Origin of the sequence: Echinicola shivajiensis, assembly GCF_018642165.1 — a bacterium.
Lineage (GTDB): Bacteria > Bacteroidota > Bacteroidia > Cytophagales > Cyclobacteriaceae > Echinicola > Echinicola shivajiensis.
Map to the genome: position 1 here is coordinate 822,963 of NZ_JAHHZM010000001.1, position 25,551 is coordinate 848,513.

A 25,551-nucleotide genomic window follows, 5' to 3' on the forward strand; every position below is an offset into this window, starting at 1 on the left:
AATCAAATTATGCTAAGACTATATAAGGGTTATTTATGCTCTTAAAATGCTAATGCTCTTGCTCAAACTGATTTGTACGGGAGACAGCTTTGTTCTTAAAAACCTGTACACTGTCATCATTTTTAGCTACAATAATAAGGTACTGATCACCCTTCAATTGGACTTTTACCATGTCCCTAATATCACCTGAAATATCCAATTCATTCACCATGGTTGGTTTGGTAGAAAAATTACCTTGCCCGTCATTTTTCAAGACTGTCCCTTTTGATGCATCATATTTACCCCATTCTACTCTGTTAGGGTAAAAATTACCCGCTATCAGTAAGTCCTCATACTGGCCATTGGTGATATTCACTTCTTCCGCACCAAAAACTGAAGAAAACTGTGCTTCTAAAGGAAGAGAAGTAGCAGCATATTTCCCTTGGCCATCACTCATCACCACCATATTCTCTAAATAAGCTGCTTCTAGCACCTTAGCTTTGGCCAACTGTTCTGCACTTAACACATCCTCAATAGTAGCATCTGCATAATCCTCAAAGCGGATAAATTTTTTCTTTAAAATTGGCATCTGCTCGATCAGCTCATCCTTAGAGGCTATCGGATAACTCACTCCGTTGATATAGTAAGTAAGGATAGGATCTATGGAACCATTACCATCAAAATCTCCCACATAAAGTCGCATAGGCTGATCCTTAGCTGCTTTAAACTGGGTATTCAAGCCCATGTTCCCCAAGATTAAATCGTCTTGACCGTCATTGTTCCAGTCCCCAACTTCCAAACTACAATACATCCCCGTCAAATTCTCCACTCCAAGCTTGGCTGATATTTCCTTGATCTCTTTGCCTGTAAAATCAAAAACCATAAGTGGCATCAACTCTCCTACAATGACCAATTCCTTAGCTTCATTTCCTGTCATATCCACCCAGGCTGCATCAGTGAGCATCCCCGGATTTTTCAATATTTCTGGGGTAATATCCACAAATTTCACTTTGCCTTCTTCAGAATCATTTCTCAACAAATAACTTCTAGGAGCAATACCATAACTTCCTGAAGTCACCCTTCCACCAACAAAAAGATCCATATCTCCATCTTGGTCAAAGTCATTTGCAGTTACAGCAATAGCACTAGCCTTTAATTCTGGCAAGGCAGAACTATCCTTCTCAAACTTGCCTCCACCTAGGTTCAAATAAAGCCTATCCTGAAGCTGTGGAGCTCCTGTAACGAATTCATTCCCTCCACTACAGATATACAGGTCTAAATCTCCATCACCATCGGCATCAAAAAACGCCATACCCAAATCTTCACTTTGCTTGTCTTCATTCCAGGGCTGGGAAGCTGCCTTTTTATATTGTCCTGAAACATTGGATAAAAACAACTGACCTGATTGACCAGCAGCGCCACCAATAAATACATCTTCGACACCATCACCATTCACATCGCCAGTTCCTATCTTTGGTCCCAACTTGGAAAGCTGTTGATGTAAAAGTCGCTCATTTTTGAAGTCAACATATTCATTTTCCTGATGTACAAAATCAATCCCAGAGGCTTGAGTGGCATCTTCTAACATTTCTTCAATCTCCCAACTTGGAGATAAATCCTCATTAGATTTTTTATCAGCATCTTTAATATCCAAAACTAGCAAGGTATCTGCGGAAAAATCCCTGATTAAGGTATGCTTACCGTTTGGCCAGCGAACTTCAAGGGCTTTCACATCTTGGTACTCTCCTAGTCCAAAGTGAAGCAAATTAGCCATTGAGGACTGGTAACCTCTTACTGGGAATAACTCCTGTATTTGGATTTCCTGACCAGTAGCCACCTTTACTTTCGCTCCAATGGCCCCTGGATTCGCTCCTTCACCCTTTAGTTTGATAGAAAGATAATGGTGCTTATTCAGGCTATTGCTATGGTTCTCATAAACAGATGCAGACTGATTAATATGGTTGACTACAATGTCCAAGTCACCATCCAAGTCCAAATCCACATATACCGCCCCGTTTGAAATGGTTGGCTGATCAAATCCCCAATCAGTGGTTACATCTTTGAAGGTCAAGTCTCCTTCATTCTTATAAATATAATTATGGATTTTAGTAGCAGGGATTTGATTGACCAAACCAATCAAATCCGGTTCTTTTCCAGATGCTCTGGCCTCTCTAGCAGCATTGGCATAAGTAAAGTTCAGAAAGTCCATATTGGTGAAATCCCTAAGGTAACCATTGGTCACGATCATATCCTTCCAGCCATCATTATCCAAATCGGCAAAAAGACCTGTCCAGCTCCAATCGGTATTGGACACCCCCGCAAGCTGACCTATTTCGCTAAATACAGGGTTTCCGTCAGCATCTTCCCCACGATTCAGGTGAAGCATATTTCTCATATTCTGGTGATGGAATCCACTATCCACCAACAAATTATAGGTATTATAATTATCCGGTCCCTTAAGCAATTTTTGCCTTCTATTGTCCTCTGGCAACATATCTAGCGTAAGGACATCTATCCTGCCATCATTATTATAGTCGGCCAAGTCCCCTCCCATGGAGAACTTGGACAAGTGATCAAAGGATTGCTTTGAACTTTCCTTAAAAGTGCCATCCTTTTGATTCAGGTAGAAAAAATCCTGCTCATTATAATCATTGGACACATAAATATCCACCCAGCCGTCTCCATTTACATCGCTGGTATAAAGTCCTAGACCGAAATTTAATCCACTACCATCCAACTTTGCGTCTTCACTTACTTCTGTAAATTTCCCTCCGTCGTTCCGATAAAGACGATTACCATACTGTGGATGTCGAGTACTACGTAACTGCGTAGTATTAAAAGTGGGATTATAAAATGTCTTTCCGTGATTCAGCAAAAACATATCCAAATCACCATCATTATCATAATCAAAAAAGCTGGCTTGGGTAGAAAATGTACCCACCGCATCAAGGCCAAATTCTTCGGCAGCCTCTCTAAAAGTCATATCTCCATTATTGAGATAAAGTTCATTTCTCCTTACCGGATTATCTCCTGGTCCAGAATAACAATAATAAATATCTTGTAGGCCATCTCCATTCACATCGGCAATGGAAACACCTGTTTTAAAGCCTTCTCTACCCGACAATCCAGTGCTTTTGGTAACATCTTCGAATTGCAGGTTTCCTTTATTCAGGAACACTTTATTGGAAACAATATTGCCCGTAAAAATCAAGTCAGGCAAATCATCATTATTTAAGTCAATTACAGCAACACCTCCACCATTATATAGGTATTCGTAAGTCAAAATATTGAGGTCCTTGGTCTCTTTAATGGTGTTCTCAAACTGAATACCGGTACTTTCGGGCGAAAGCTCCTCTAACATCAATTTCTTGTCTTCCTTTTTGCAGGCAAAGGATAATCCAATAATTAGGGAAAGTGATAAGTATTGACCAATTCCTTTCATTGTAATCAATTTTTGTTGGGTGAATGCGGCTGTTACTCTCCAATTTGCTCCCACTAAAACTATGGGAATTAACACAATAGATATTGAAAATCTATTATGGAAAAGCAGCCTCGAAGTTACAATAATTTTAACGCTATTGTAACGCTAGAATAAAAATCAAGAAAAGCCATCCTTTGGAGATGGCCTTTCCTGATACTGTTTTTTATTAGAATCCGTAGATCTCTGCGAGGTGGGTAAAGTTGGTATCACCGTGTGTACTGGTGATGGTCACTTTGAAGTACCTAGCAGTTTGAGGGCTCTTCAAGAATACTGGATTGTTGTTATTATCATTTGGAAGACTCCCAGGGAAGATATCTACTTGGGTCCAGTTTTGACCATCATCACTAAGCTCGATATAGATTTCATTGACATTACCAGTGCTTCTGTTTTGTCTTTGAATAAAAGAAAAACCACTGATCAATTTACTCTCTCCCATATCAATAGCTATATCATGAGGCGGTTCTGGTGATCCTCCATACCATTGGGTATGCCAGAAAGTGCCAATTTCCCCATCTAGAGCATGCTTAGCATGTCCGTTTCCAGCACCTTCACCTACAGTTTCTTCAGAAGAAACCGAAGCTATCGTCCAACCTGTTCTAATAAATGGTTCATAAACTGGCGGATTGGCTTCTACCAAGAAATAAGACGTTTTCAGTTCTTCATTCAAGGTGATATTACCATCCACAGAAGTAATGGTGATAGGCAATAAGTATTGGGTCTCAAAATCAAATCCATTGATAGGATTGATATTGACCTTCAAGGGTTCAGAAGCCATATCACCAGCAGGAATGCTTACCGAACTACTAGAAAGCTCAAAGCTTTCCGTAGGCAAAGCAGGATAGCTGGTTCCGTTGGCATCATTATAGGCATCCACCATACTTAGATCAGCAGCAAAGCTAACATTGATTTCAGTACCCAAAGTGTAAGGCGCACCATAGGCTGCACCAAAAACGATAGACTGAACACTGTCCTTCAATACTAGACTATGGCTAGAAGAAGCACTTACTGCCTGAGGCATATACAATTTGGTATATTGCTCTGGTTGCTCCACCACAAAGTCCGGATCACAGGAAGTCATGAACACTAGGCCCATGAACATTCCTCCGATTGGATTAATTATTTTTTTATATAGATTCATGATTTTGCTTTTTTAAAGTTTACCACATTGGATTTTGCTGAAGATTTCCGTTGGTATTATTGATTTCAGACTGAGGAATTGGGAACAGGTACATTTTTTCTGTAAAAATCCTGTCTTCCACTTCAATCACATCATATTCAAAATCATCCCCTGATTGGGTAATTCTCAAACCATGTACAGGACCATTGAATTCATCTTCTGCCGTTTTCCATCTTCTGGTATCAAAGAACCTTTGACCTTCAAATGCAAATTCAATTCTTCTTTCATGTCTGATTTTAGCACGCATTTCATCCTGAGATAATCCTTCCGGAAGAGCAGGCATACCCGCTCTGTCTCTTACCTCATTGATAGCCTCATAAACAGATGCATCTGGACCTACAGCTTCATTTTGTGCTTCAGCATAACCTAGAAGGATTTCAGCATATCTCAAAATCACCCAGTTTTTGGTACTTGTTTGGTCTCTCAAAATATCCAGTTCAGGATCCATGAACTTACGCATATAATAACCTGTCAAAGTAGCACCATTCACTCCTTCTCCATCAAGACCTCCTACATAACTCTCTACAGGTCTGCCTCTCCAGTCCGCTCCGTTATACAGGATAGAAAGGTAAAAACGCGGGTCTCGATTATCAAAAGGAGCTGCTGCATGCGCTGGATTGTTCCAGTCAAAAGCAGTACCATCCGCCATTTCATAAGCTTCCACCAAATCCTGGGTAGGGTTGATACCTCCCCCACCACCTTCGTAGCCCACAGGGGTATTGTTACGCTCTACATCACTTCTGTTATAATAAATGATCTCGAAAATGGATTCTGGACTTCCCTGGTTTCTTACAAATGCCCTGTCATAATTATTATTAAGACTATAAGCTCCAGACTCAATTACTTCTTTATAAGCATCTGCTGCGGCTTGCCACTTATCCAAGTCATTGCTTGTATTATGCAATGGACTGGCTGCCAGCATCAACACCTGTGCTTTGAAAGCATCTACCATCGGCTGGGTAGCTCTTCCCTTATTAGCTGCATAATAATTATAATTTACAGGCAATAAAGGTCTGGCAGATTCTAAATCATCCAAAATAAAATTCACACAAGCTTCGAAAGAAGCCCTGGTAGAATTCACCTCTTCTCCTAATTCATAGGTCTGATCAATAATCGGAACACCGCCATATCTTTTGATCAACTCATAATAATAATAGGCTCTCAAGAAATAAACCTCTCCGGTCAATCTTGTCTTCAACTGCCCAGCAGTAATCAAATTACCATTGGCGTCCAATTCACTATTATCACGGATAGGCTCATCATAGCTTTCCAAGACCATTCTGTCCACATTTTCAAAGAACAAATTGGCCTTTCTAACTGCTGAGTACATATCCGACCAAATATTGGCCGGATTATAAGAAGGCGTCCAGTTACCTGAATTCAAGAAATTAATCGGTGATGAAAGCTCTGAATACTTGGAATCATCGGTAGCAGAAGCCAACATCCCAGCTCCTAAAAAGCTTGAAGTACCTACAGCTCCATTAGTATTCGCGCCACGATATTCGTCTATTCTATAACTATAAAGGTCATTTACAAATTGATAGGTCAATTTATAATCCGTAAATACACGCTCTTCATCTACATCTGATACTACGGGGCGGTCTAGATAATTCTGGCAAGCTGACATACTCAAAGCCAACAAGCAGACCCCTATATATTTATGCATTTTTTTCATGTTCTGTCTCATTTTTCAGCTTACAAACTCACCCTTACACCAAGGCTTACAGTTTTCATAATCGGATAGCTTGAAATCCCTGAACTGATATTTTCAGGATCAAAATCAAGATCATCAAAAGTCAAGAGATTATAACCATTGGCATAAATCCTCGCTTTATAAACACCGATTCGCTCAGTCAACTGGCCTGGCAGTGTATAACCCACTTCGATATTTTTCAACCTAAGGTATTTTACATCTCTTAACCAGAAGGTTGAATTTCTGTAATTGTTTGAAAAATCGCTGGCACTCAATCTAGGATAATCCGCCGTGTCAGCTGTTTCAGGTGTCCATCTGTTCAACACAAACTCAGTAGGCTTGGCGTTATTGGCAAAGCCCATAGTAGCACGGTTCAAAACAAATGCTCCTCTACTACCTGCTCCTTGAACCAAGGCACTGATATCAAATCCTTTATAGCTAAAACCGATCTGACCACCATAGTATAATTGAGGAAGGGTTGGCTTACCTATAGCACTTTCATCTCTGTAATCAATGATATCATCACCATTAAGGTCCTTGTATTTGATATCACCAGGTTTCACAGTACCATAAGTTTGTATTGGGCTGTTGGCTATATCTGCTTCATCTTCAAAGAAACCGATAGCAGTCAAACCAAAGCCTTGTCTGATTGGATTACCTCTTCTGTATTCCCATTCATTTTCTCTAAATGGTTCATCTTGGTAGACAATATTGCTCTTATTGAAAGATCCCAAGGCCCTCACAAAATAGCTAAAGTCTCCAGAATTATTGTTCCAAGTTACATCCCACTCGAAACCTTTATTGGTAGCAACCCCCACATTACTTGCAGGTAGGATGGCTCCCATCAAATCAGGAATGGTATTCAATTGAGAAAGGATATCCTCTCTTCTTTCATAGAATGCATCAATAGCGATATTCAAGTGATTGTCCACCAATCCAAGGTCAAATCCAAAATTGCCCATCTTGGATTTTTCCCAAGTCGCTCCCAGATTAGGAAGGTTTCCTTCTCTTCTGGTTCCTACACTTTGCTGATTACCAAAAAGAACTGTACCGCCACCGGTATATCTGCTCAAATAAGGGAATCTACCTCCACCGATTTGATCATTACCCAATAGCCCAAAAGAACCCCTTACTTTTAAGTAATCAATGGTACTACTGTTTTTCAAGAAATCTTCTTTAGAGGCAATCCATCCTGCAGAAACAGTCGGGAAAAATCCAAATCTTTCACCTGGAGCAAAATTCTCAGATCCTGAATAAGACATGGACAACTGACCGATATACTTTCCTTTATTCACATAAGTACCTCTCAAGGCTACCAATTGAGTAGCATAAGGATCAGGAGTATTATTAACAGTATACTTTGATTGGTAATAAACCAAATTGGCCATTACTTCATGGTCAGTGCCGAAGGTACGGTTATAATCAAATCCGGTCTTTACACCAACCCTACTGTTTTGTCTTTGAGATTGTCCTCTCCCAGAAAGTGGCTCATCATTACCAAACTGCGTATAGGTACCATCTTGATTCAATTGGAAAACAGCAAAATCCTTACTTTGGCTTACCAACTGATCATAATAGCTATCCATGGTAAATCCAACATGGAATTTCAAACCTTTGATAAATTCATCCAATTTTCTGGATGCTTCAACAGTTCCCAAGAAGAAATTAGAACGGTTTTCCACAAATCCCGTATTGGTGATCAAACCATAAGGGTTTGATCCATACTCAGCATTACCACCAATGGATCCATCCTCATTGAGCATAGGGAACAAGCCTGGAGGATATCCAGAAAGGTTATTGAAAATAGTACTTGATCCTGAACCTGGAAAGTTTCTGTTTTCCAATCTACCCGCCAAATCCAACTTAATGGCTGTCTTAGGGTTCAGGTTGACATCAATATTACTTCGGAAATTATATCTGGTGTAATTAGCATCCGTACTGTAACCATCATTCAGGTCGGTGTATTTATATAGACCTTTCTGATCTAACATTCCCAAAGACACAAAGTACCTTGCAGTTTCATTTCCTCCACTGATATTGAAATTATGTCTTTGTTGTGAAGACTGGTCCTTAAGGATTTCATCATGCCAGTTGACATTTGGATATAACCAGGGATTGCTTCCTGTTCTGTAAGCTTCGATAGCCTCTGAATTAAAACGCTCAGGAAGACCATCATTTCTCAATGCCTCATTATATAAGGTAGCATACTGATAAGAATCCAAATACTCTGGCAAATCAATTGGAGATTGGAAACCAAATTCAGTATTGAAATTAATTCTGGTTTGGTTGGCCTGTCCTCTCTTGGTTTTCACCATCAAAACCTTATTGGCACCAAAGATACCGAACATGGCATTGGCAGCTGCATCCTTCAATACAGTGATGGATTCAATTTCATTTGGATCAAACTGACCAAATTCCCTTTCATAACCATCTACAAATACTTTGATAGAATTATCTCCAAAAGTGGACAATCCACGAATATAAAGTGAAGCGCCATCATAACCTGGCTCACCTGTTCCTTGAACAGTTACTAAACCTGGCAATCTACCTGCAAGTGCATTGGATAAGTTGGCAACTGGGCTCTGACGCACTTCCTCCATACCAATAGAACTTCTAGCCTCAGTAGTATACTCACTGGGCAACTCACCCCATATCAAATCAGCCTTTTGGGTCTTAGAGGATTCCAAGCTGATAAAGGGCGCTCCGGCTAAATCCTCCACTGCTATGGTTTGACTGATATAAGCCTCTCCTTCGATTGTCAAGGAATCATCATCACCACTTACAGTAATGGTGAAATTTCCCAATCGATCTGTTTCTACTTCTTCTTGGGTATTTACGGACTTAACCGTAATTCCCATCAATGCCTCACTATCGGCATTGACTACTTTTCCACTTACCTTTTTCTCCTCCACTCCCAAAGAATAGGAATGTTTGGCAGCAAAGGCAGCCTGCTTTCCTGTGAATAAGCCCAGCATCAACACCAAGCACAAGGCACTCAGAAAGCGAAATTTATTTCTTATCTGTAGTATCATATATTTCTATTTTAAAGATGAAATACCCGAGACTTGTGCCTACCACAATGGGTTTTGCTCTAGGTTCTCGTTGATGTTGATTTCTGATTGCGGGATTGGGTACAAATCGAACTTAGGCGCATCGTACCTTCTTTCCTGAAAAACATTCTTTTCGAACGTCAACGATCCATCTGTATTCTTGGTCATTTTATAACCATACATCGGTCCTCCCAATACTTCACCTATCTTCCATCTTCTTACATCAAACCATCTATGCTCTTCGAAAGACAATTCCACTTGTCGCTCTTTCCAGATCCTTTCTCTCATCTCTGCCTGACTAAGGTTTCTTTCCAATGCAGGAAGACTTACAGTCTGTCTACCCCTAATCATATCCAAAGCATCATACACCTCAGCTACAGGTCCATTTACCTCATTCATCGCTTCAGCATAATTCAGGTACATTTCACCTAACCTGAACACAATCCATGTTCTGGTATTATTTTGGAAGTTTTCCTGCATGTACTTCTTCAAGTTAAAGCCAGTACGCGTACCATCACCCGCTTTTCCTTGTCCCGGAGGTGGTGTTCTACCGTCTTTGCCCCCATCCCAAGATTCATAAGAATCTCCGAACCAGGTATCACCAGGGATGACCACGGTTTGGTACAATCTAGGATCTCTGTTTTCCAATGGTTGCTCAGGATTATATCCAGAACTAGGATCTTCGATGGTCTTTCCATTGTCCATATCATAAGACTCTATAAAGTTCACCGTAGGATTGGTACCTCCCCATCCTCCATTGATATTACCACTTGGTCTGTTCCAGTTATCATAGAATTGATTGCCATAATCCACTCTGGCATAAATAACCTCCTCATTGAAAGGCTCAAGGAACAATCCCTGATAATCAGGATATAGGGAATAAGTCCCCAAATCAATCACATCCTTAGCCGCCTTAGCTGCTGCTTCCCATCTACTGGTTTCGTTAGATGGGTTATGCAATGGACTGGCTAAATATAATAAAGCCCTTGATTTCAAGGCCATAGCAGCCCCACGGGTTACTCTGCCCAAATCTGATGAGCCATAAGTTCCAGGTAATATACCTGATATGGCATCACACTCACTCGCGATGAAATTCACACATTCCTCCATGCTATTACGAGGAAGAGCAAGATCAGCATCCAAAGACAATAGCTCAGTTACCAAAGGCACCCCTCCATATCTTTCCACCAAAGTAAAATAGAAATAAGCCCTAAGGAACCTTGCTTCAGCCTTCATTCTCGTCTTTAGCTCATCATTGCCAGGAACCTGGTCGATATTTTCTAAGAAAAGGTGTGCCTTTCTAATAAACTGGTACTGACGACTCCAAATATTATCAAACTGATTGGTTGGAGACCAAGCGCCATTGGTCACAGCCCAGGTACCTGCCCAGCTAAATGAGTTTACACCTTCATCTGTGGCACTGGCCAACATTCCATAATAATAAGGACCTGCATCTAGTCCCGTCCTTACACCTGAATAAACATTATTCAGTACTTTCTCAGCCTGTAATATATCGCTAAACACAATGTCTTTAGTCAGATCATCTTGCTGTGGCTCTGGATCCAAATACTCAGCACAAGACGATAAAGCCAAAATCAAGACTGAAAACAGCGTGTATATCTTTATGTTCAATTTTATATTCATATTTTCTAGCTTAAGCAACTTTCAAAATTTAAAATGTTACTGAAAGACCTGCATTGAAGACCCTCATGATAGGATACTGCCATCCTCGGAAATACCTACTTCCGTCATTGTTCCTCATTTCAGGATCCTGCCATTCTACATTATCCCAAGTCAAAAGATTGGTACCATTTACATAAATTCTGCAATTGCTCGCATTGAATTTGGACAAGAAACTCTTAGGAAGGGTATAACCGATCTCCAGGTTTTTCAATCTCAAATAAGAAGCGTCTTTCAACCAAAAATCAGAAGTCTGGAAGTTATTATTTGCTCCATCAGATGCACTGCTGATCCTAGGATAAGTGGCGGTATCCTTGGTTTCTGGCGTCCATCTTCCCAAGTGGTGAGACATGGCCTTTGCACTGTTAAAGAATTCCCAACCAGCTTCCTGAAGGAAGTAAGAGCTACCATTAGCCGCGCCTTGGAACAACATACTGAAGTCAAATCCCTTATAGTCAAAGCCTATAGTAGCACCATAGATAACCTCTGGAAAAAGTGGAAACCCAATTGGAGACATGTCCTCAGTATTGATTACCCCGTCACCGTTCAAATCCTTGTACTTGATATCTCCAGGAAGGACCATACCAAATGATGATTGGTCAGCCCAGTTGTCGATTTCCTCTTGAGAATCGAAGAAGCCTAAGTTCTGGTAACCAAATACCTGACCAAGAGGAGTGCCCTCTTCAGACATCCAAGGATATTCCGGAGTAGGCTCGGTCAGGTTACTACGAATGTTTCTTGCATAGGACATATTTCCTGTTACGAAATATCCAAAGTCACCTGAAAGTCTATTTCTATGACTTAGTTCTATCTCGAAACCTTTGTTTTCCATCACACCGATATTTACCGGAGGAAGAGCAGACTGCCCTAAAATGCCAGATACGTCTCTTCTGGTCATCAGGATATCATTTCTACTTTCACGGAATAGATCGAAAACAATTCCGAATTTGTCCTCATTGAAGAAGGCTTCGAAACCAATATTGCTTTTCTTGGCTTTTTCCCAAGTTACCATTGGATTCCCAAGTTCTGTTTCTCCCAATCCACCGGTATTATTTGGGTTTTCTCCAAAAGGATAACCATCTACACTACCGTATTTATCAGGAAAATACAACCATCTTCTTCCACCAATTCCAGAGTTACCTACCAAACCGTAGGAACCTCTCAATTTCAAAAAGCTTACCCAAGGAGCGGAATCCTTGATCCAAGACTCTTCACTGATCACCCAACCTGCAGAAGCTGAAGGGAAGAAACCAAACCTAAGACCTGGCGCAAAATTATCTGTACCATTATAGCCCATATTGAATTCGGCCAAGTACTTGTCCTTAAACCCGTAAGTTACACGACCTACAAGCCCCAATTTGGAAGCTGGCCAGTTGGCATTACCCCAAGTTCTATCTGTATTGAACAAAGCCAAAGCAGAAACTGCATGATCCTCTTCAAATGTCCTAGCATAATCAATGGCAAATTCAGTATAGAATCTTCTGCTATTATCGCCCCAACCAGAACCAAATGAAAGCGGAGTTTCTACCCCTGTCTTAGGAATATATACTGGGTTACCATCTTCGTCCAAACTGTACCTAACTTCCTGAAACGACTTCGTCCATGACTCATTGTATCTATAGATATTATCATAAGCCCCCATGGCTCTGGCAGATAATCCCTCCGTAATGAAGTCTAACTTATGGTTAAGCTTTACGGTCAATTCAAAGGTATTCAGGTATTGTCTGTTATAACCAGATTGGGTAACCTGCCCTACAGGATTGGCTCCTACATTGGAAGCAGAAAGAGAACCATCAGGATTATAAACAGAAGACTCATAAGGCTTCAATCGCGCGATACTTGAGAATATAGTACCCAAGCCGATTCCAGGACTATTTCTTACTTCCCTTCTACCAGCCAAGTTCACAGAAGCGGTAAAGTCCTTCGTCACATCAAAATCCAAATTAGAACGGAAATTATAACGTTGGAATCTATCAGTAGCATCATAATCAGGTGTTTTGGCATCCTTATAAAGGCCTCGCTGTGTCAAATAACTACCTGAGACAAAGTACCTAGCAGTCTTGGTACCACCACTGATTTTCACGTTAGCTTGTGATTGCGGAGCAGAATTGTTCAAAACCGCATCATACCAGTCCGTATTTGGATAAAGGTAAGGGTCTGAACCTGTTCTGAACTTTTCCAATTCCTCATCAGAGAACAATGGATCTTGGCCCTCATTTCTTAACCCCTCATTCATCAACATCGCCGTATTATATGAATCCAAATAATCAGGCAATTGTGTTGGGGATTGTGTAGCCTGGTTGAAAGTTGCCGTTACTTGTGGCTTACCAACCTCACCTCTTTTGGTCGTAATCAAGATTACACCATTTGCACCACGTACACCAAAAACCGCGGTCGCTGAGGCATCCTTCAAAATTGATATGGTCTCTACTTCATTTGGGTCAATCTGATTAAAGGGTCTTTCCACACCATCTACCAATACCAAAGGATCGGCATTGTTAGTTGTACCTACACCACGAATTCTAATGGTCGGTGCATCAGAACCTGGTGCTCCACCTCTCTGCTGCACGATCAAACCTGGTAATCTACCTCCAAGGGCATTACCCAAGTTCGCTGTTGGAGACTGCAAAAGATCTTTGGTATCTATTGAGTTTACTGCACCTACTAGAGTAGCTTTCTTCTGCATACCATAACCTACTACCACCACTTCGTCCAAGCCCATGGTATTTTGGGAAAGCTTTACCTCAATGATACTTCTACCATTAACAGGTACTTCCATTGGCTCAAAACCTACAAATCTCACGATCAGCACCCCATCAGCGGGCACATCTTCCAAAATAAACTTACCATCAAGGTCCGTAATTGTTCCGGTAGAGGTTCCTTTGATAAGGATATTGGCACCTGGAATTGGGAAATCCTGATCATCATAAACAGTACCGGTTACTTTGATACCTGCAACGATTTCTTGGGTTTCTTTTTCCTTCTGGCTAACATGGATGGTTTTGTTTACCTGCTTGAACTTAAGTCCATAATCCCTGGACAAAGTTTCCAATAGTTCGATTACAGGCTTATCATCTACATCCACGGATACTGAAGTAATTTCCTTATCCAATTGATCTTCATAGGCAAAAAAGATCCCTGTTTTTTGACCTACCTCACGCAATACATGCGTGATAGGCTTACCGGAAGACCTCAAGGTGATTTTCATTTCTGTAATATCAACTTGTCTCCTTTTTACTGCTCCAAAAGCATATTGGTCACCGTAAATCGGAGAAATCAGCATCATACAAAAAGCAAAAACACATAGGGCAGTCCTGAACTCCTTACGTATAAATTTTTCCATAAATTAATTCTTATTAGTTTCTAAATGATGTGCATAATTACCTGAGGAATAAAATTTCAGGTGACAGCCATGCTGATGGCCAAGGTGATTTTTCATAGGCGAGAACATTTTTATTTTTGGTTTATATTCTATTTTTCAATCTATTCACTGATAATTACTTTCTTTCCTTCTATTTGAAAGCGAAAATGTTTGGTATAGCTGATCCCCTTAAGAATGTTTTCCAATGATTCATTTTCATAGTGTCCACTGAAGGTCCCGGACATATCCACTCCCTTTCTAACCTCAATATCAACTCCATACCATTCTTCTAAATCATTAAATACTTGGCTATACCTGTCCTGATCAAAAACAATGACTCCGTCTTTCCACCCAGATAGAAAATCAGCATTTACATTGGTTTTGATCAACTCCCTTTTATCGGCACTTAAGCTGACCCTCTCCGAAGGCAACACTAATTCAGAATTCCCATCAAGGGTTTCAACGGCCACCTTCCCTGTCAACACCGTCACTTGTTGTACATTGGATTCACTATATGCATCTACATCAAAGGAGGTCCCCAGTACCTTAACATTAAATTCCTGAGTACTCACTTTGAAAGGCTTTTCTACATTTCTGGTAACCTCAAAAAAACCTTGTCCCACCAGCCTAACTTCTCTAAGACTGTCTGAAAAGGTGGAAGGAAAACTCAGTTCACTGGAAGAGTTTAGCTTAACTTTTGTGCCATCTGGAAGAAAAAAAGTTGATTTGGCGCCTTTAGTAGTTTTCTTGGTGATCCAAACCACTTGTTCCACAGATTCATCTTCACTATTAAATTCAAAATAGCTTGTTACTGTAAAAAACAACACCAGGGCCAAACATGCTGCGAGCATCACAAAAGTCCCTCTATCCATTTTGATAATAGGCCCCTTTTTACCTACACCCTTTGAGGACACCTTTCTTTTTCGCGCCTGATGATGAAGCATTATATTATCTAAAATAGATTCTAGCTTTTCCTCTTCTCCTTCCTCAGTTTCTGCTCTAGAAAAAGAAAGCAAAATATCCTTTGCCCTAGAAAGCGTCACGATTTTATCAGGATGATTGTTTAACCACCTGTTCCAAAATCGCTCCGACTCCTCATTTGGATGAAGGACCCATTGAACGAAATATTCATTTTCTAAAAAATCTACTTCTGTTTTTGGATTGAATTCCATTGACCTGTTCCAGTAATTTTAATTGTTATCATTATAGTGCAGGAGATTAAGAAAACGACCACTAAAAAATTTCACTTTTTTCCGTTTTATTAATCAAAAACATAAGGATTCAATAAAAACATAAATCAATAAGGCGTTAAAACGAAAATAAAACCATATAATATAATGAGTAAGAAAAAAATATGAAATTTTATTTCTCAAAAAGAAAAATAATTACTCTTTATAAAAAATAAATTAATAACAATATGAAGGATATTATATTCCTGTTAAGACTAATAAAAAGGCAGTATAGATTACTTTTTTTAAGGGGGCTAGGACTTTATTAAGCCGGGAAAAGGAACGATACATCATTGTTCGAACAGTCTTGGCATTGGCCAAGTCCATCATAGCAGCAATCTGCTCATAGCTCATCCCTTCAAAAAACCGCAATGTAAGCATTTCTCTTTGTCGGGCTGGCAGCTGATTAACTGCAGTCATGATCAACTTTTTATGCCTTTCATTGATAAATTCATTCACCGGATGATATTCATCATTCACACTGATTAAAAAGCCTTCTAAAGCCTCTTTTTCAGGATTAACCACATTCTTATCCTTTTCAAGCGCTTTTAACAGGGTCCTTCTAAAAACTGAAAAGAGGTAAAATCGTACAGATTTGGCTACAGCCAATTTCTCTCTTGCATCTACCAAATAGATAAAAACATCCTGTATTGTATCATAGATCAGATCATCGCATTTGGTAAACTGCCTACCATAATTAAAAAGTTTTTTGGAGTAGATACGGTAAATTTCAGCAAGTGCCTTATCACTTCCTCTTAAAAACTCCACCCATAACAACCCCTCTAACTCCTTATCTTCTTTTAGGGGCAAGTCTTCGGTTCTTTGGGGTGGCTCAGAATAAAGAGTTTGATGGCTTTTCATTACCTTCTTTTGAACAATATTTTATTTATCAAATACTTTCAAATATAGAAACAATAATCCTTAATCAAAATTTAACAATAGGTTTAAATTAGAATTCGAAAGATTAAGGATAAAAAACTAATATTATACAAAAGCCCTCAGGGACTCAATACAGCCAAACAGAACTTTTCCAAAAAAGATCTCGTATTCATTCAACAAGCTTAAAGCAACTTTTAGTCTGATTAGCAGCAAACGCATAATTACTGTTTTCTACAACCGGACTTATCTTTGATAATTTTAAAGCTCAAGAAAAACACATTTTAAATCAATTAATTTCTCATCATTTTTTCAAAGACTATAGAAACACTAAAAAGTATCATAAGGGAGTCCACATCAATTCGATCAGAGAAAACCCGATATACTCATAGATGTACCAGCGACCAAAAGTCCTTTGGTTCATCCAAAAAAGAATATTTTATCATTTCGTATTAAATTTCAACTAAACAATTTTTAAATGGCTAAATCAGTTTTATCGTTAACATTCCTTTTCTTAAGCTTCTTGCAAGCAACATTTGGGCAGAAAAAAAATAAAGTCGATCAATTTAAAGAATACATTAATAATCTAGGTCTAGAGTTTCATCTACCAAATAATTACACCTTTAGTGAATCAAACGGATCCTTTGCCTGTGGAGATCTCAAATTATCTAGTACAATACTCCTAATTGTGAAAAATAGCTCTGACGATGTAAGAATAGGATTTACATTTATAGAAAAAAGTCATAAAATGGAAAAATCTATTCAAAAATTTTCACCTTCATATGATACAAATAAATCTTATTTAATTTCTGCAAAACTAAAAGCTGACACCATTAATTCTAACCTGATTTTTTATGACAAATCGATATTAGAAAAATTAGGTTTTGACGATGGTGGAGAGTATTCTAGAAATTGCCCACTGCCCTTTGCTCAAAAGTACCCCTTTAATAGAACTGTTTTCTTTCATAAGGACTATGTCGCAGACTTTGAAATAACATTTTTTGCACTAACTAAGGAAAAATTAGAAATCGAATTGAACAGATTGAAATACATTCTCATCTCAGAATAACAATTTGTATTACAAACCCTGAACCATTTTCTACCATAAAGAGGATGTTGCCGATATTGAAATGACGGTTTTCGCAACGACCAAGGAAAAACTGGAAAAGGAAATCAAGAAATTAAAGCAAACAATTACTTCAAAATAGGATAATTACCTGGCTATCAGTTAACACACAAGAATGGCATCAAGCTGAAGCGGCCCATTATGACTACTTTGGCTTATATCCCGAAATAGCCATAATAAGAATATCACTAAAGAGACTTACTTACACACCTCATGGAAACAAAAAAAGCTACTCCAAACTATTTGGAGCAGCTTTCTCAATAAACTACTAGATAAAATTAAAAGGCATAAATCTCTGCCAAGTGGGTAAAATTGGTATCACCATAGGTACTAGTAATGGTCACCCTAAAATACCTGGCGTTTTGAGGAATCTTAACAAAAACGGGATTATTGTTATTGTCATTTGGAAGATTTCCTGGGAACAACTCAACAGAGGTCCAGTTTTCACCATCTTCACTTAACTCAACAAACAGTTCGTTAACATTTCCAGTACCTCTATTCTGTCTCTGGACAAATGAAAAACCATTGACAAATTTACTTTCCCCCATATCAACAGTTATAATATGCGGTAAACCAGGAGATGCTCCTTGCCACTGCGTATGCCAAAAAGTTTCGATATCCCCATCCAAAGCATGCTTGGCATGTCCATTGTTTTCACCTTCTCCCGAAACTTCCTCTGAAGAAACGTCAAAAACATTCCATTGCGACCGGTCAAAAGCCTCATAAATGGGTGGATTGGCATCCACTAAAAAATAAGTGGTCCTCAATGCTTCATTAATCGGCAAATCACTCTGCACCGACTTGATGGTCACAGGAAGCAGGTATTGCGTTTCAAAATCGAAGCCTTTGCCAGGATTCACCCACACCTTCAACGATTGGGACTGCATTTCTCCCGATATAATGGAAGCCCTATCCCCAGAAAGCTCATAAGCTCCTTCTGGTATCATTTCGTAATCCGTTCCATTTTCCTGGTTAAACTCAGCCACCATTTCTGGAGCCAATTCAAACTGAATTTCCATGTCCATTCCCAAAATATCCGGGGACCCGTAGGCTGCCCCAAAGACAAGGGCCTGCGCACTATCCGTCATTACCAAAGTATGCTGGGAGGGCTTATCAATGGCTTGGGGCATATAAATCTTTGCAAATGGACTGATTTCAAGCTCCTCATTTTCGCAAGAGGACAAGGTCGCCATTGTAAGCAAACCGGCCACCCCCAAATGAAATAAAGTATATTTTCTCATGATGTTTACTACGTTTTTAATTTGAAATCTAACTACCGACTAGTAACCAGGAAACTGTACCAAAGCTTTGTTCCTGTCGATTTCCCTTTGAGGTATTGGATAAAAATAGAATTTATCCCTCCAGTCTGCCCGGGTAAAAGCAACCACTCTTTGATGGAATGCAGGATCGGACATATATCCACCTGCCTCAATATTCATCCCATGAAACTCCCCTCCTTGGTGGTCTTCTTCGGTATCAGGAATTTTCCACCTTCTCACATCCCAGTAGCGATGTCCCTCATACATCAATTCAATCTGCCTCTCCAAGCGGATTTCCTTTCGCATTGTAGCCTGATCAGTGCTTCCATCATAATCTGCCAATCCTCCCCGGTTCCTGATTCTATTGAGATAGATCAATATATCAGGGTGGCCTGGAGAATATTCATTGAGCGCCTCTATATAATTCAGGTAGACCTCTCCCAAACGGATCATCATAGCCGGTCTGGAAAAGTTTGTCCCACTCCTGAAATCTGTATTAGGGTGGATGTTCTTCCTTGCAGTATATCCTGTAATTGGCCAGTCCCTTGGTGCACCTTGCTTACCACTATTTCCACTAAAATAAAACTCCACATAATCAGACCCAGGCACTGACACCACCGGCACAGTAGCCCCATTAAACGTTACATTGACATAGAACCTAGGCTCCCTACCGACATACATATTATAAGTACCAGCGGTATAGTATTCACTCCCTTCTGAAGTAAATCCAGATTCAGAATATCCACTGGTTGGATTATCAATACTTTTACCGTTGGCCATTCTAAAATCATCCACCATCTCCTGGGTGACGGCAATACCATTCCAGGCTTGACCATTAGCATTCCTAGGTGAACAATGTCTTTCCCAAGAACCGTTAACATTATTGTCCGGTCTCAACCAAATCCCCTCAGTTTCCCAACCATTGTACATCAATTCTTTACTCGAGAGATATCCCTTCACAAAAGGATCTTCATGGTCTACTTCATAAAGGTTCCATAATCCCATATCTATCACTTCTTTTGCTGCATCAGCTGCATCTTTCCATCTTGCTTCCTCATAAGTCTGGTTAAACAAAACAGTCCCGTCCTGGTTTTTAAAATTGCCCAAACTTGTATTTCCATTAAACAAAGGGCTGGCATGATACAGCAAAATCTGGGATTGTACGGCTTTGATGATTGGCTTGGTAATCCTGCCTGTTTGCTGCAAATCCTCTTGATTGGGATTGTTGGGGTTTAAATGCTTTTCAGGCACTAGCTCATGGGCTTTATCCATTTCAGAGAGTACATATGCTACACATTCGTCCCAAGTACTTCTGGGAATCTGAAAATCGGCTTCTGGAGGCAGTGTGCTTTCCCCCATAATCACTATTGGCCCATACTGCTTCATCATCAACCAATAGAAATATGCCCTCAAAAACCTGACTTCTCCTTTGTATTGGGTAATCAACTGTGGCCCACCTGGCTGCTCCAATATTTCTTGGTTCATATCAATATTTTCGAGGAAAATACCTGCAGACCTAATGGTTTGATAGTACCAGTCCCAATGATTAGGGCTCGTATTTACTGGTGTAAGCGCCCCGGAATTGATCGCCGGTTGTGACCATGCATAGTTTACTTCATCAGACTGGCCACTCCATGGCGTACCGTAAGGTTGATCCCACATCTGGGGAATGGGATTATATATCCTGGCCAGCCACTCCTCGGTCATGTTTTTATTGGTAAACACGTCCTCTAGTGTAGTGATATTATCAGGAACAGTATTTAAAAAGTCCTCATTACAACTTGAAGAGAAAAGTAACTGCCCCATTAAGGCCAAAGCAATTAATCTATATTTTTTATCTTTTAAGTTCATCATTTTTCTCTAGGTTTTATTGAAAACTAGCTCTTACACCAAGGTTAATGGCAGTGGTATTTGGGTATGCCGTTCCTCTGCCATCGCCAAGTTCCGGATCCCATATTTCCCAAGGAGAAAAGGTCAAGAGATTGGTTCCATTCACATAAACCCTAAGGTTTTTCATGCCATATTTTTCCAAGGATTTCATACTGAAATTATAGGCTACCTCAGCATTCTTCAACCTGATATAATCAGACCTGTACAGCCACCAGGTACTGCCATAATAATTGGTAGTCACATCCTGTCTTGTGGATAACCTTGGATAAAAGGCATTGGGGTTGGGGTTTTCCGGAGTCCACCGGTCCAAGGCTTTTTGATAAAGGTTTCCTCTTGTTGGACCTTCTGAAAAAGGAGTGGTCCCTGTTCCTCCAGAATACATAAAATCAGATTTACCTGCTCCTTGGAAAAAGACAACAAATTCAAAGCGTTTAATCCCTACGCCCAAATTAAGCCCATACAAAATCTGAGGAATAGAACCGTAGCCAATAGCTTTCTGGTCATAACTATTGATCATCCCGTCTCCATTCAGGTCTTGGTATTTGATATCTCCGGGACGGATATCCCCAGCCTGCTCCGGCGAATTCAGAATATCTTCTTCATCTTCAAATAAGCCCAAGGCAACATAACCAAATCGCTGATCTATGCGATGTCCTACCCTATTTTCCCAAGGATGCTGCCAGGGAGGAAGTCCATCATATACGTTTTTATTTTTATTGTAATTAAATGTTCCCCTAAACGACACAAAATCAAAAAGAGCACTGGATGGGAAATATTTATTGTAGTTGAGCGTGACATCAACCCCTTTGTTTTCTGTGATCCCTATATTACCATATGGGATATTCGATGTGAATCCAGAGGCTCCAGGAATATCATTTTGTATCAACAAAATCCCTGTACGACGTTCTTTAAAAAGCTCCACGATCAAAGAGAGGTCATCATCTAATGAACTGATTTCTATCCCTAAATTATGGCGCTTACCTGTTTCCCAAGTCACATCTGAACCTACTTGTCCCTCCTCTAGTCCTTCCCAGGTTCTTGTATTTCCCGGTACACCAAATGTATAACCAGATCCACCTCCCAAGTCATTAATTCTGGTTTGGAAAAGGAACCTTGAACCGGTATCGCTATTTCCGGTCAGTCCATAGGTATACCGAAATTTCAAATGACTAATCACGTTTTTAATAGGTTGGAAAAATTCTTCATTGGACACTAGCCATCCTGTACCGAAAGAAGGGAAGAAACCATATCTTTTCTTGGGTGAAAAGTTTTCCGAACCGGAATACCCAAAATTGGCTTCGATAAAATACCTTTCATCATAACCATAGGTTCCTCTTCCAGAAATGCCTCTATGTCTAAAAGGAATAGATTCAATTAAATCACCTGCATCACCATTTACATAGTCGGATTGATAATACAGTAATAGCCCCGAAACATCGTGCTTCCCAAATGAGCGGTTATAATTGATGGCTGTTTCCGTATAGAATTTCCTGTTTCCACCTCGTGAATTTTCAAATCCAAGCACATCGGATCCCGGCGAAACAACTTGCGTAATCAGTTCTCCATTTTCATCCCTTCCGATAGCGGAATAAGTCTGTACATTTCTTGTTCTTCTCAGATTGTTCCAGCCATAGGCATCAAAGGAAAACATGGTGGTGGCACTAAGCCCTTCTGTAATGGCATCAAGCTCCTGTCTGAGACGAATATTTGACCGGATAGTGTTTCTGAATTCGGTAGCATAGCCGGACTGTGTCAAGTTTTTGTATGGATTAGGGATATTTCCACCTCCTGATCCTTGTGACCATTGCCCATTGGAATACCTTGGAGGGATAACGTGGGGTGGTGTCTGTGTAGCCTGGTCAAACAGATCCCCGGTTCCCACACCAGGATAATTACCATTGATGATAAACCCGTTAATCCCCAATTCCAGTTTAGTGGTCTTGGTTACCTTTACATCCACATTCGTCAGGAAGTTGAATCGGTCTACTTTTAACTGTGAATTATAAGACTGCACCTCATCGTTCTTCAACATGCCCGTTTCAGAAAAATATCCTGCAGACACATAATAATTGGCAAAATCAGAACCACCCCTAACATTCACATTGGCACTTCTATTATATCCATATTTGTTGAACAGCTCGTCATACCAATTCACATTGGGGTACAAATCAGGGTCTTCACCGGAAATATGTTTTAGGATCTGTTCTTCAGAGTATTGCGGGGTTCTGCCCCTAACTTCCAAACCTTCATTGTATAGCCGCATAAAATCTGGTGCATCCACAAACTCTGGCAACTGGGTAAATTGTGTAACGGCATGATTAACTTCCACATTGATTTGTGGCTTCCCTGGCTGGCCGGATTTTGTGTTGATGATGATCACACCATTGGCTCCCCTTGCTCCATATACCGCGGTAGCAGAAGCATCCTTCAAAACGGTAAAGCTCTCTATATCTTCCGGATTAATATCATTGATCCCCCGATCCGGCACACCGTCCACTATTAACAAAGGACTACGCGGACTTGAGCCAAATGTAGCAATACCACGAATAAATATATCTGCCCCATCATATCCAGGCTCTCCACTTCTCTGTACAGAAACTATACCTGCCAATCTACCTCCAAGGGAATTGGTCAAGCTTCGATTAGGCAATTTAAGCTCCCCTGCTTTTACAGTTGATTGGGATCCCACCAAACTTACCTTCTTCTGTTCACCAAAACCAACCACTACTACTTCTTCCAATGACTCGGTGTCTTCCTGCAGGACTATTTCATACTTACTGGTAGCACCTATCTCCACTTCCAGAGATTTATATCCAACAAATGAAACCAGGATCTTCGGATTTGCCGTAATTAACGTTAAAGAAAACTCGCCATCCACATTGGCGGCCACACCATTGGTGGTCCCCACTTCCACAATATTTGCACCGGGAATAGTGATACCTTCAGCATCCTTTACCACGCCATAAATGGTCCTGTCTTCCTTGACCTGTGGTTCCTCTTTTTTCGTTTGGAATCTGGCCTTTACCACATTAACGGTATTATTGAGCCTCATAAAATCGAGCGAGGCTTGATTGCCGATAAAGCCAAGAACTTCTGTTAATTTTTCATTATTAAAAGCTTTCGTAATACGTACACTCTTATCCAAATCTTTGCTATCATAAGAAAATTTCAAAGAAGTCTGTCTTTCTATTAAACTGAAAGCCTTTTCCAAGCTATGGTTCTTGAAAACCACATCCACCACAATGGGCTCTTCCTGCCCAAGCATTTCCATATTTATATCTTCCGCACGCAAAATCCCCACCACTCCTATACATAACCCTAACACCAACAGCAAACAATGCCGGTATTTAAGTTCAAGTAATGTTTTTTTCATACTTTTGTTTGGTTTTAATAATTAATAACTGTTAAAACATAATGTTCAATTCCTGCCCACCCCCATGTCAGGAATTGAATTGCAGGGGTAATAATCATTACCCCTGTTTTGTTTTATGATGTGTTAGTTTTTGACATTATGGGTTTATTTTTAGTTAATATATTTTCACTTGATCACCGGTTATTTCAAAATCAAATCCTTTCACAAAACCTATACTTTCTAGGACATTTTCCATACTTTCATTATCAAAGCTCCCGGTATAATTCCAGTTCTGCTTTTTGATAGTTGGATTTTGGAAGACAATCTCCACCCCATACCACTTTTCCAATTCCTGCCAAACTTCTTCATTGGAGGCTTTATTGAAAGAAAGAATGCCTCGTTTCCAAGCCAGCACATCTGAGACATTAAATTTCCCTTTTATAAAGCTTATTTTATCCTTGACATCCACAGCCACTTGCTCACCAGGCTCTAAAAGTGTGGATTCCTTCATCCCTGTTTTACTGACCATATTGACACCAACCTTGCCAGTAACCAATGAAATACTTACTTGTTCCATTTGCTGCTTTATATTAAAAGAGGTCCCCAGAGCGGTGGTAACCGTACCGTTTGATTTGACTCTAAACGGACGAGTATCTTTGGCTACATCAAAAAATGCTTCCCCCTCCAAGGTCACAAACCTGACCGTATCGTTAAAAACTTCTTCAAAATGAATTTTACTGGCCGAGTTCATAGTTACAATGGTCCCATCACTCAACCTAGTAGTTAATTTCCGCCCCTTTTCTGTAGATTTGGTAATAAAAGGCACCTCTTTTATAACAGGAACGGCTTCCTTTGGATGCTCCCAAAACCACACTCCAACGACCCCAATTATCAGAACGGCCGCTGAAGCAACCCAGCCCCAGTTATTACTTCTTTTGGATTTATATTGATAGTGAGTTTTCCTATCATGTAGGGCCACAACATGAGCCTCCTTTTTTGAATTTTCAGATTGATCGATTCTTTTATTAATCCTGCGTTGCAGTTCTGAAATTCTTTCAGGGCTTTTGTCTTTCTCAAAGTTTAGCTTATTGATGATTTTCTTAGCTTCCTCAGAATTATTCCGCAAATGGGGAAAAGATGCAAAAATTTCTTCCCAATCAACCTCAGAATCCTTTCCCTTCACCCAGTCAACAAATGACTCATCCAATAAAAAGTCTTCAACTTGATACTTTTGATATTTATTATTCTTGTCTTTCAAGGCAATTCAGATATTATCTTTACCCCTAAATCCCAAGACCAGTGAAATTACTCCCTGAATTATCGAAAAATTTTAAAAAAAATTTGAAGGCCTAAAAAATGATGACTACTTCTTAATAAATATCAGGAAAAAATTGACGT

Annotated in this window: 13 protein-coding genes; 1 reads left to right on the top strand and 12 read right to left on the bottom strand. The window is 39.9% G+C overall.

What is annotated here, in order from left to right:
- Nucleotides 1–49: 49 nt before the first annotated feature.
- From KMW37_RS03195 to KMW37_RS03230, 8 genes are all read right to left on the bottom strand, one after another.
- The gene (locus KMW37_RS03195; RefSeq protein ID WP_215223136.1) at nucleotides 50–3,421 is read right to left on the bottom strand and encodes a VCBS repeat-containing protein; all 3,372 of its coding nucleotides are present in this window, start codon (nucleotides 3,419–3,421) and stop codon (nucleotides 50–52) included.
- 205 nt (nucleotides 3,422–3,626) lie between these two features.
- Entirely contained in the window at nucleotides 3,627–4,598 is a 972-nt protein-coding gene (locus tag KMW37_RS03200) for a BT_3987 domain-containing protein (protein WP_215223137.1), read from the bottom strand.
- Nucleotides 4,599–4,617: 19 nt separating this feature from the next.
- Nucleotides 4,618–6,312: a RagB/SusD family nutrient uptake outer membrane protein gene (locus KMW37_RS03205; protein ID WP_215223138.1), complete on the bottom strand. Its 1,695-nt coding sequence runs from the start codon at nucleotides 6,310–6,312 to the stop codon at nucleotides 4,618–4,620.
- Between the two features lie 20 nt (nucleotides 6,313–6,332).
- On the bottom strand, nucleotides 6,333–9,362 hold the full coding sequence (locus tag KMW37_RS03210) for a SusC/RagA family TonB-linked outer membrane protein (protein ID WP_215223139.1): 3,030 nt from the start codon (nucleotides 9,360–9,362) through the stop codon (nucleotides 6,333–6,335).
- A 39-nt stretch (nucleotides 9,363–9,401) separates the two neighbouring features.
- The gene (locus tag KMW37_RS03215) at nucleotides 9,402–11,024 is read right to left on the bottom strand and encodes a RagB/SusD family nutrient uptake outer membrane protein (RefSeq protein WP_215223140.1); all 1,623 of its coding nucleotides are present in this window, start codon (nucleotides 11,022–11,024) and stop codon (nucleotides 9,402–9,404) included.
- 28 nt (nucleotides 11,025–11,052) lie between these two features.
- The gene (locus tag KMW37_RS03220; protein WP_215223141.1) at nucleotides 11,053–14,403 is read right to left on the bottom strand and encodes a SusC/RagA family TonB-linked outer membrane protein; all 3,351 of its coding nucleotides are present in this window, start codon (nucleotides 14,401–14,403) and stop codon (nucleotides 11,053–11,055) included.
- A 140-nt stretch (nucleotides 14,404–14,543) separates the two neighbouring features.
- A complete protein-coding gene (locus tag KMW37_RS03225) occupies nucleotides 14,544–15,593 on the bottom strand; it encodes a FecR family protein (RefSeq protein ID WP_215223142.1) in 1,050 nt (349 codons plus the stop codon).
- A gap of 255 nt (nucleotides 15,594–15,848) precedes the next feature.
- Nucleotides 15,849–16,511: an RNA polymerase sigma factor gene (locus tag KMW37_RS03230; RefSeq protein ID WP_215223143.1), complete on the bottom strand. Its 663-nt coding sequence runs from the start codon at nucleotides 16,509–16,511 to the stop codon at nucleotides 15,849–15,851.
- Between the two features lie 493 nt (nucleotides 16,512–17,004).
- Here KMW37_RS03230 and KMW37_RS03235 point away from each other — a divergent pair, with 493 nt between their 5' ends.
- Nucleotides 17,005–17,595, top strand: coding sequence for a hypothetical protein (locus tag KMW37_RS03235; protein WP_215223144.1), 591 nt, complete (start codon nucleotides 17,005–17,007; stop codon nucleotides 17,593–17,595).
- Nucleotides 17,596–17,930: 335 nt separating this feature from the next.
- Here the strand turns inward: KMW37_RS03235 and KMW37_RS03240 are convergent, their stop codons facing one another.
- From KMW37_RS03240 to KMW37_RS03255, 4 genes are all read right to left on the bottom strand, one after another.
- Entirely contained in the window at nucleotides 17,931–18,893 is a 963-nt protein-coding gene (locus KMW37_RS03240) for a discoidin domain-containing protein (protein ID WP_215223145.1), read from the bottom strand.
- Nucleotides 18,894–18,932: 39 nt separating this feature from the next.
- A complete protein-coding gene (locus KMW37_RS03245; RefSeq protein WP_215223146.1) occupies nucleotides 18,933–20,765 on the bottom strand; it encodes a RagB/SusD family nutrient uptake outer membrane protein in 1,833 nt (610 codons plus the stop codon).
- Between the two features lie 13 nt (nucleotides 20,766–20,778).
- Entirely contained in the window at nucleotides 20,779–24,174 is a 3,396-nt protein-coding gene (locus KMW37_RS03250; RefSeq protein WP_215223147.1) for a SusC/RagA family TonB-linked outer membrane protein, read from the bottom strand.
- Between the two features lie 154 nt (nucleotides 24,175–24,328).
- Nucleotides 24,329–25,411, bottom strand: a complete 1,083-nt coding sequence (locus KMW37_RS03255) for a FecR family protein (protein ID WP_215223148.1) — start codon at nucleotides 25,409–25,411, stop codon at nucleotides 24,329–24,331.
- Nucleotides 25,412–25,551 lie beyond the last annotated feature (140 nt).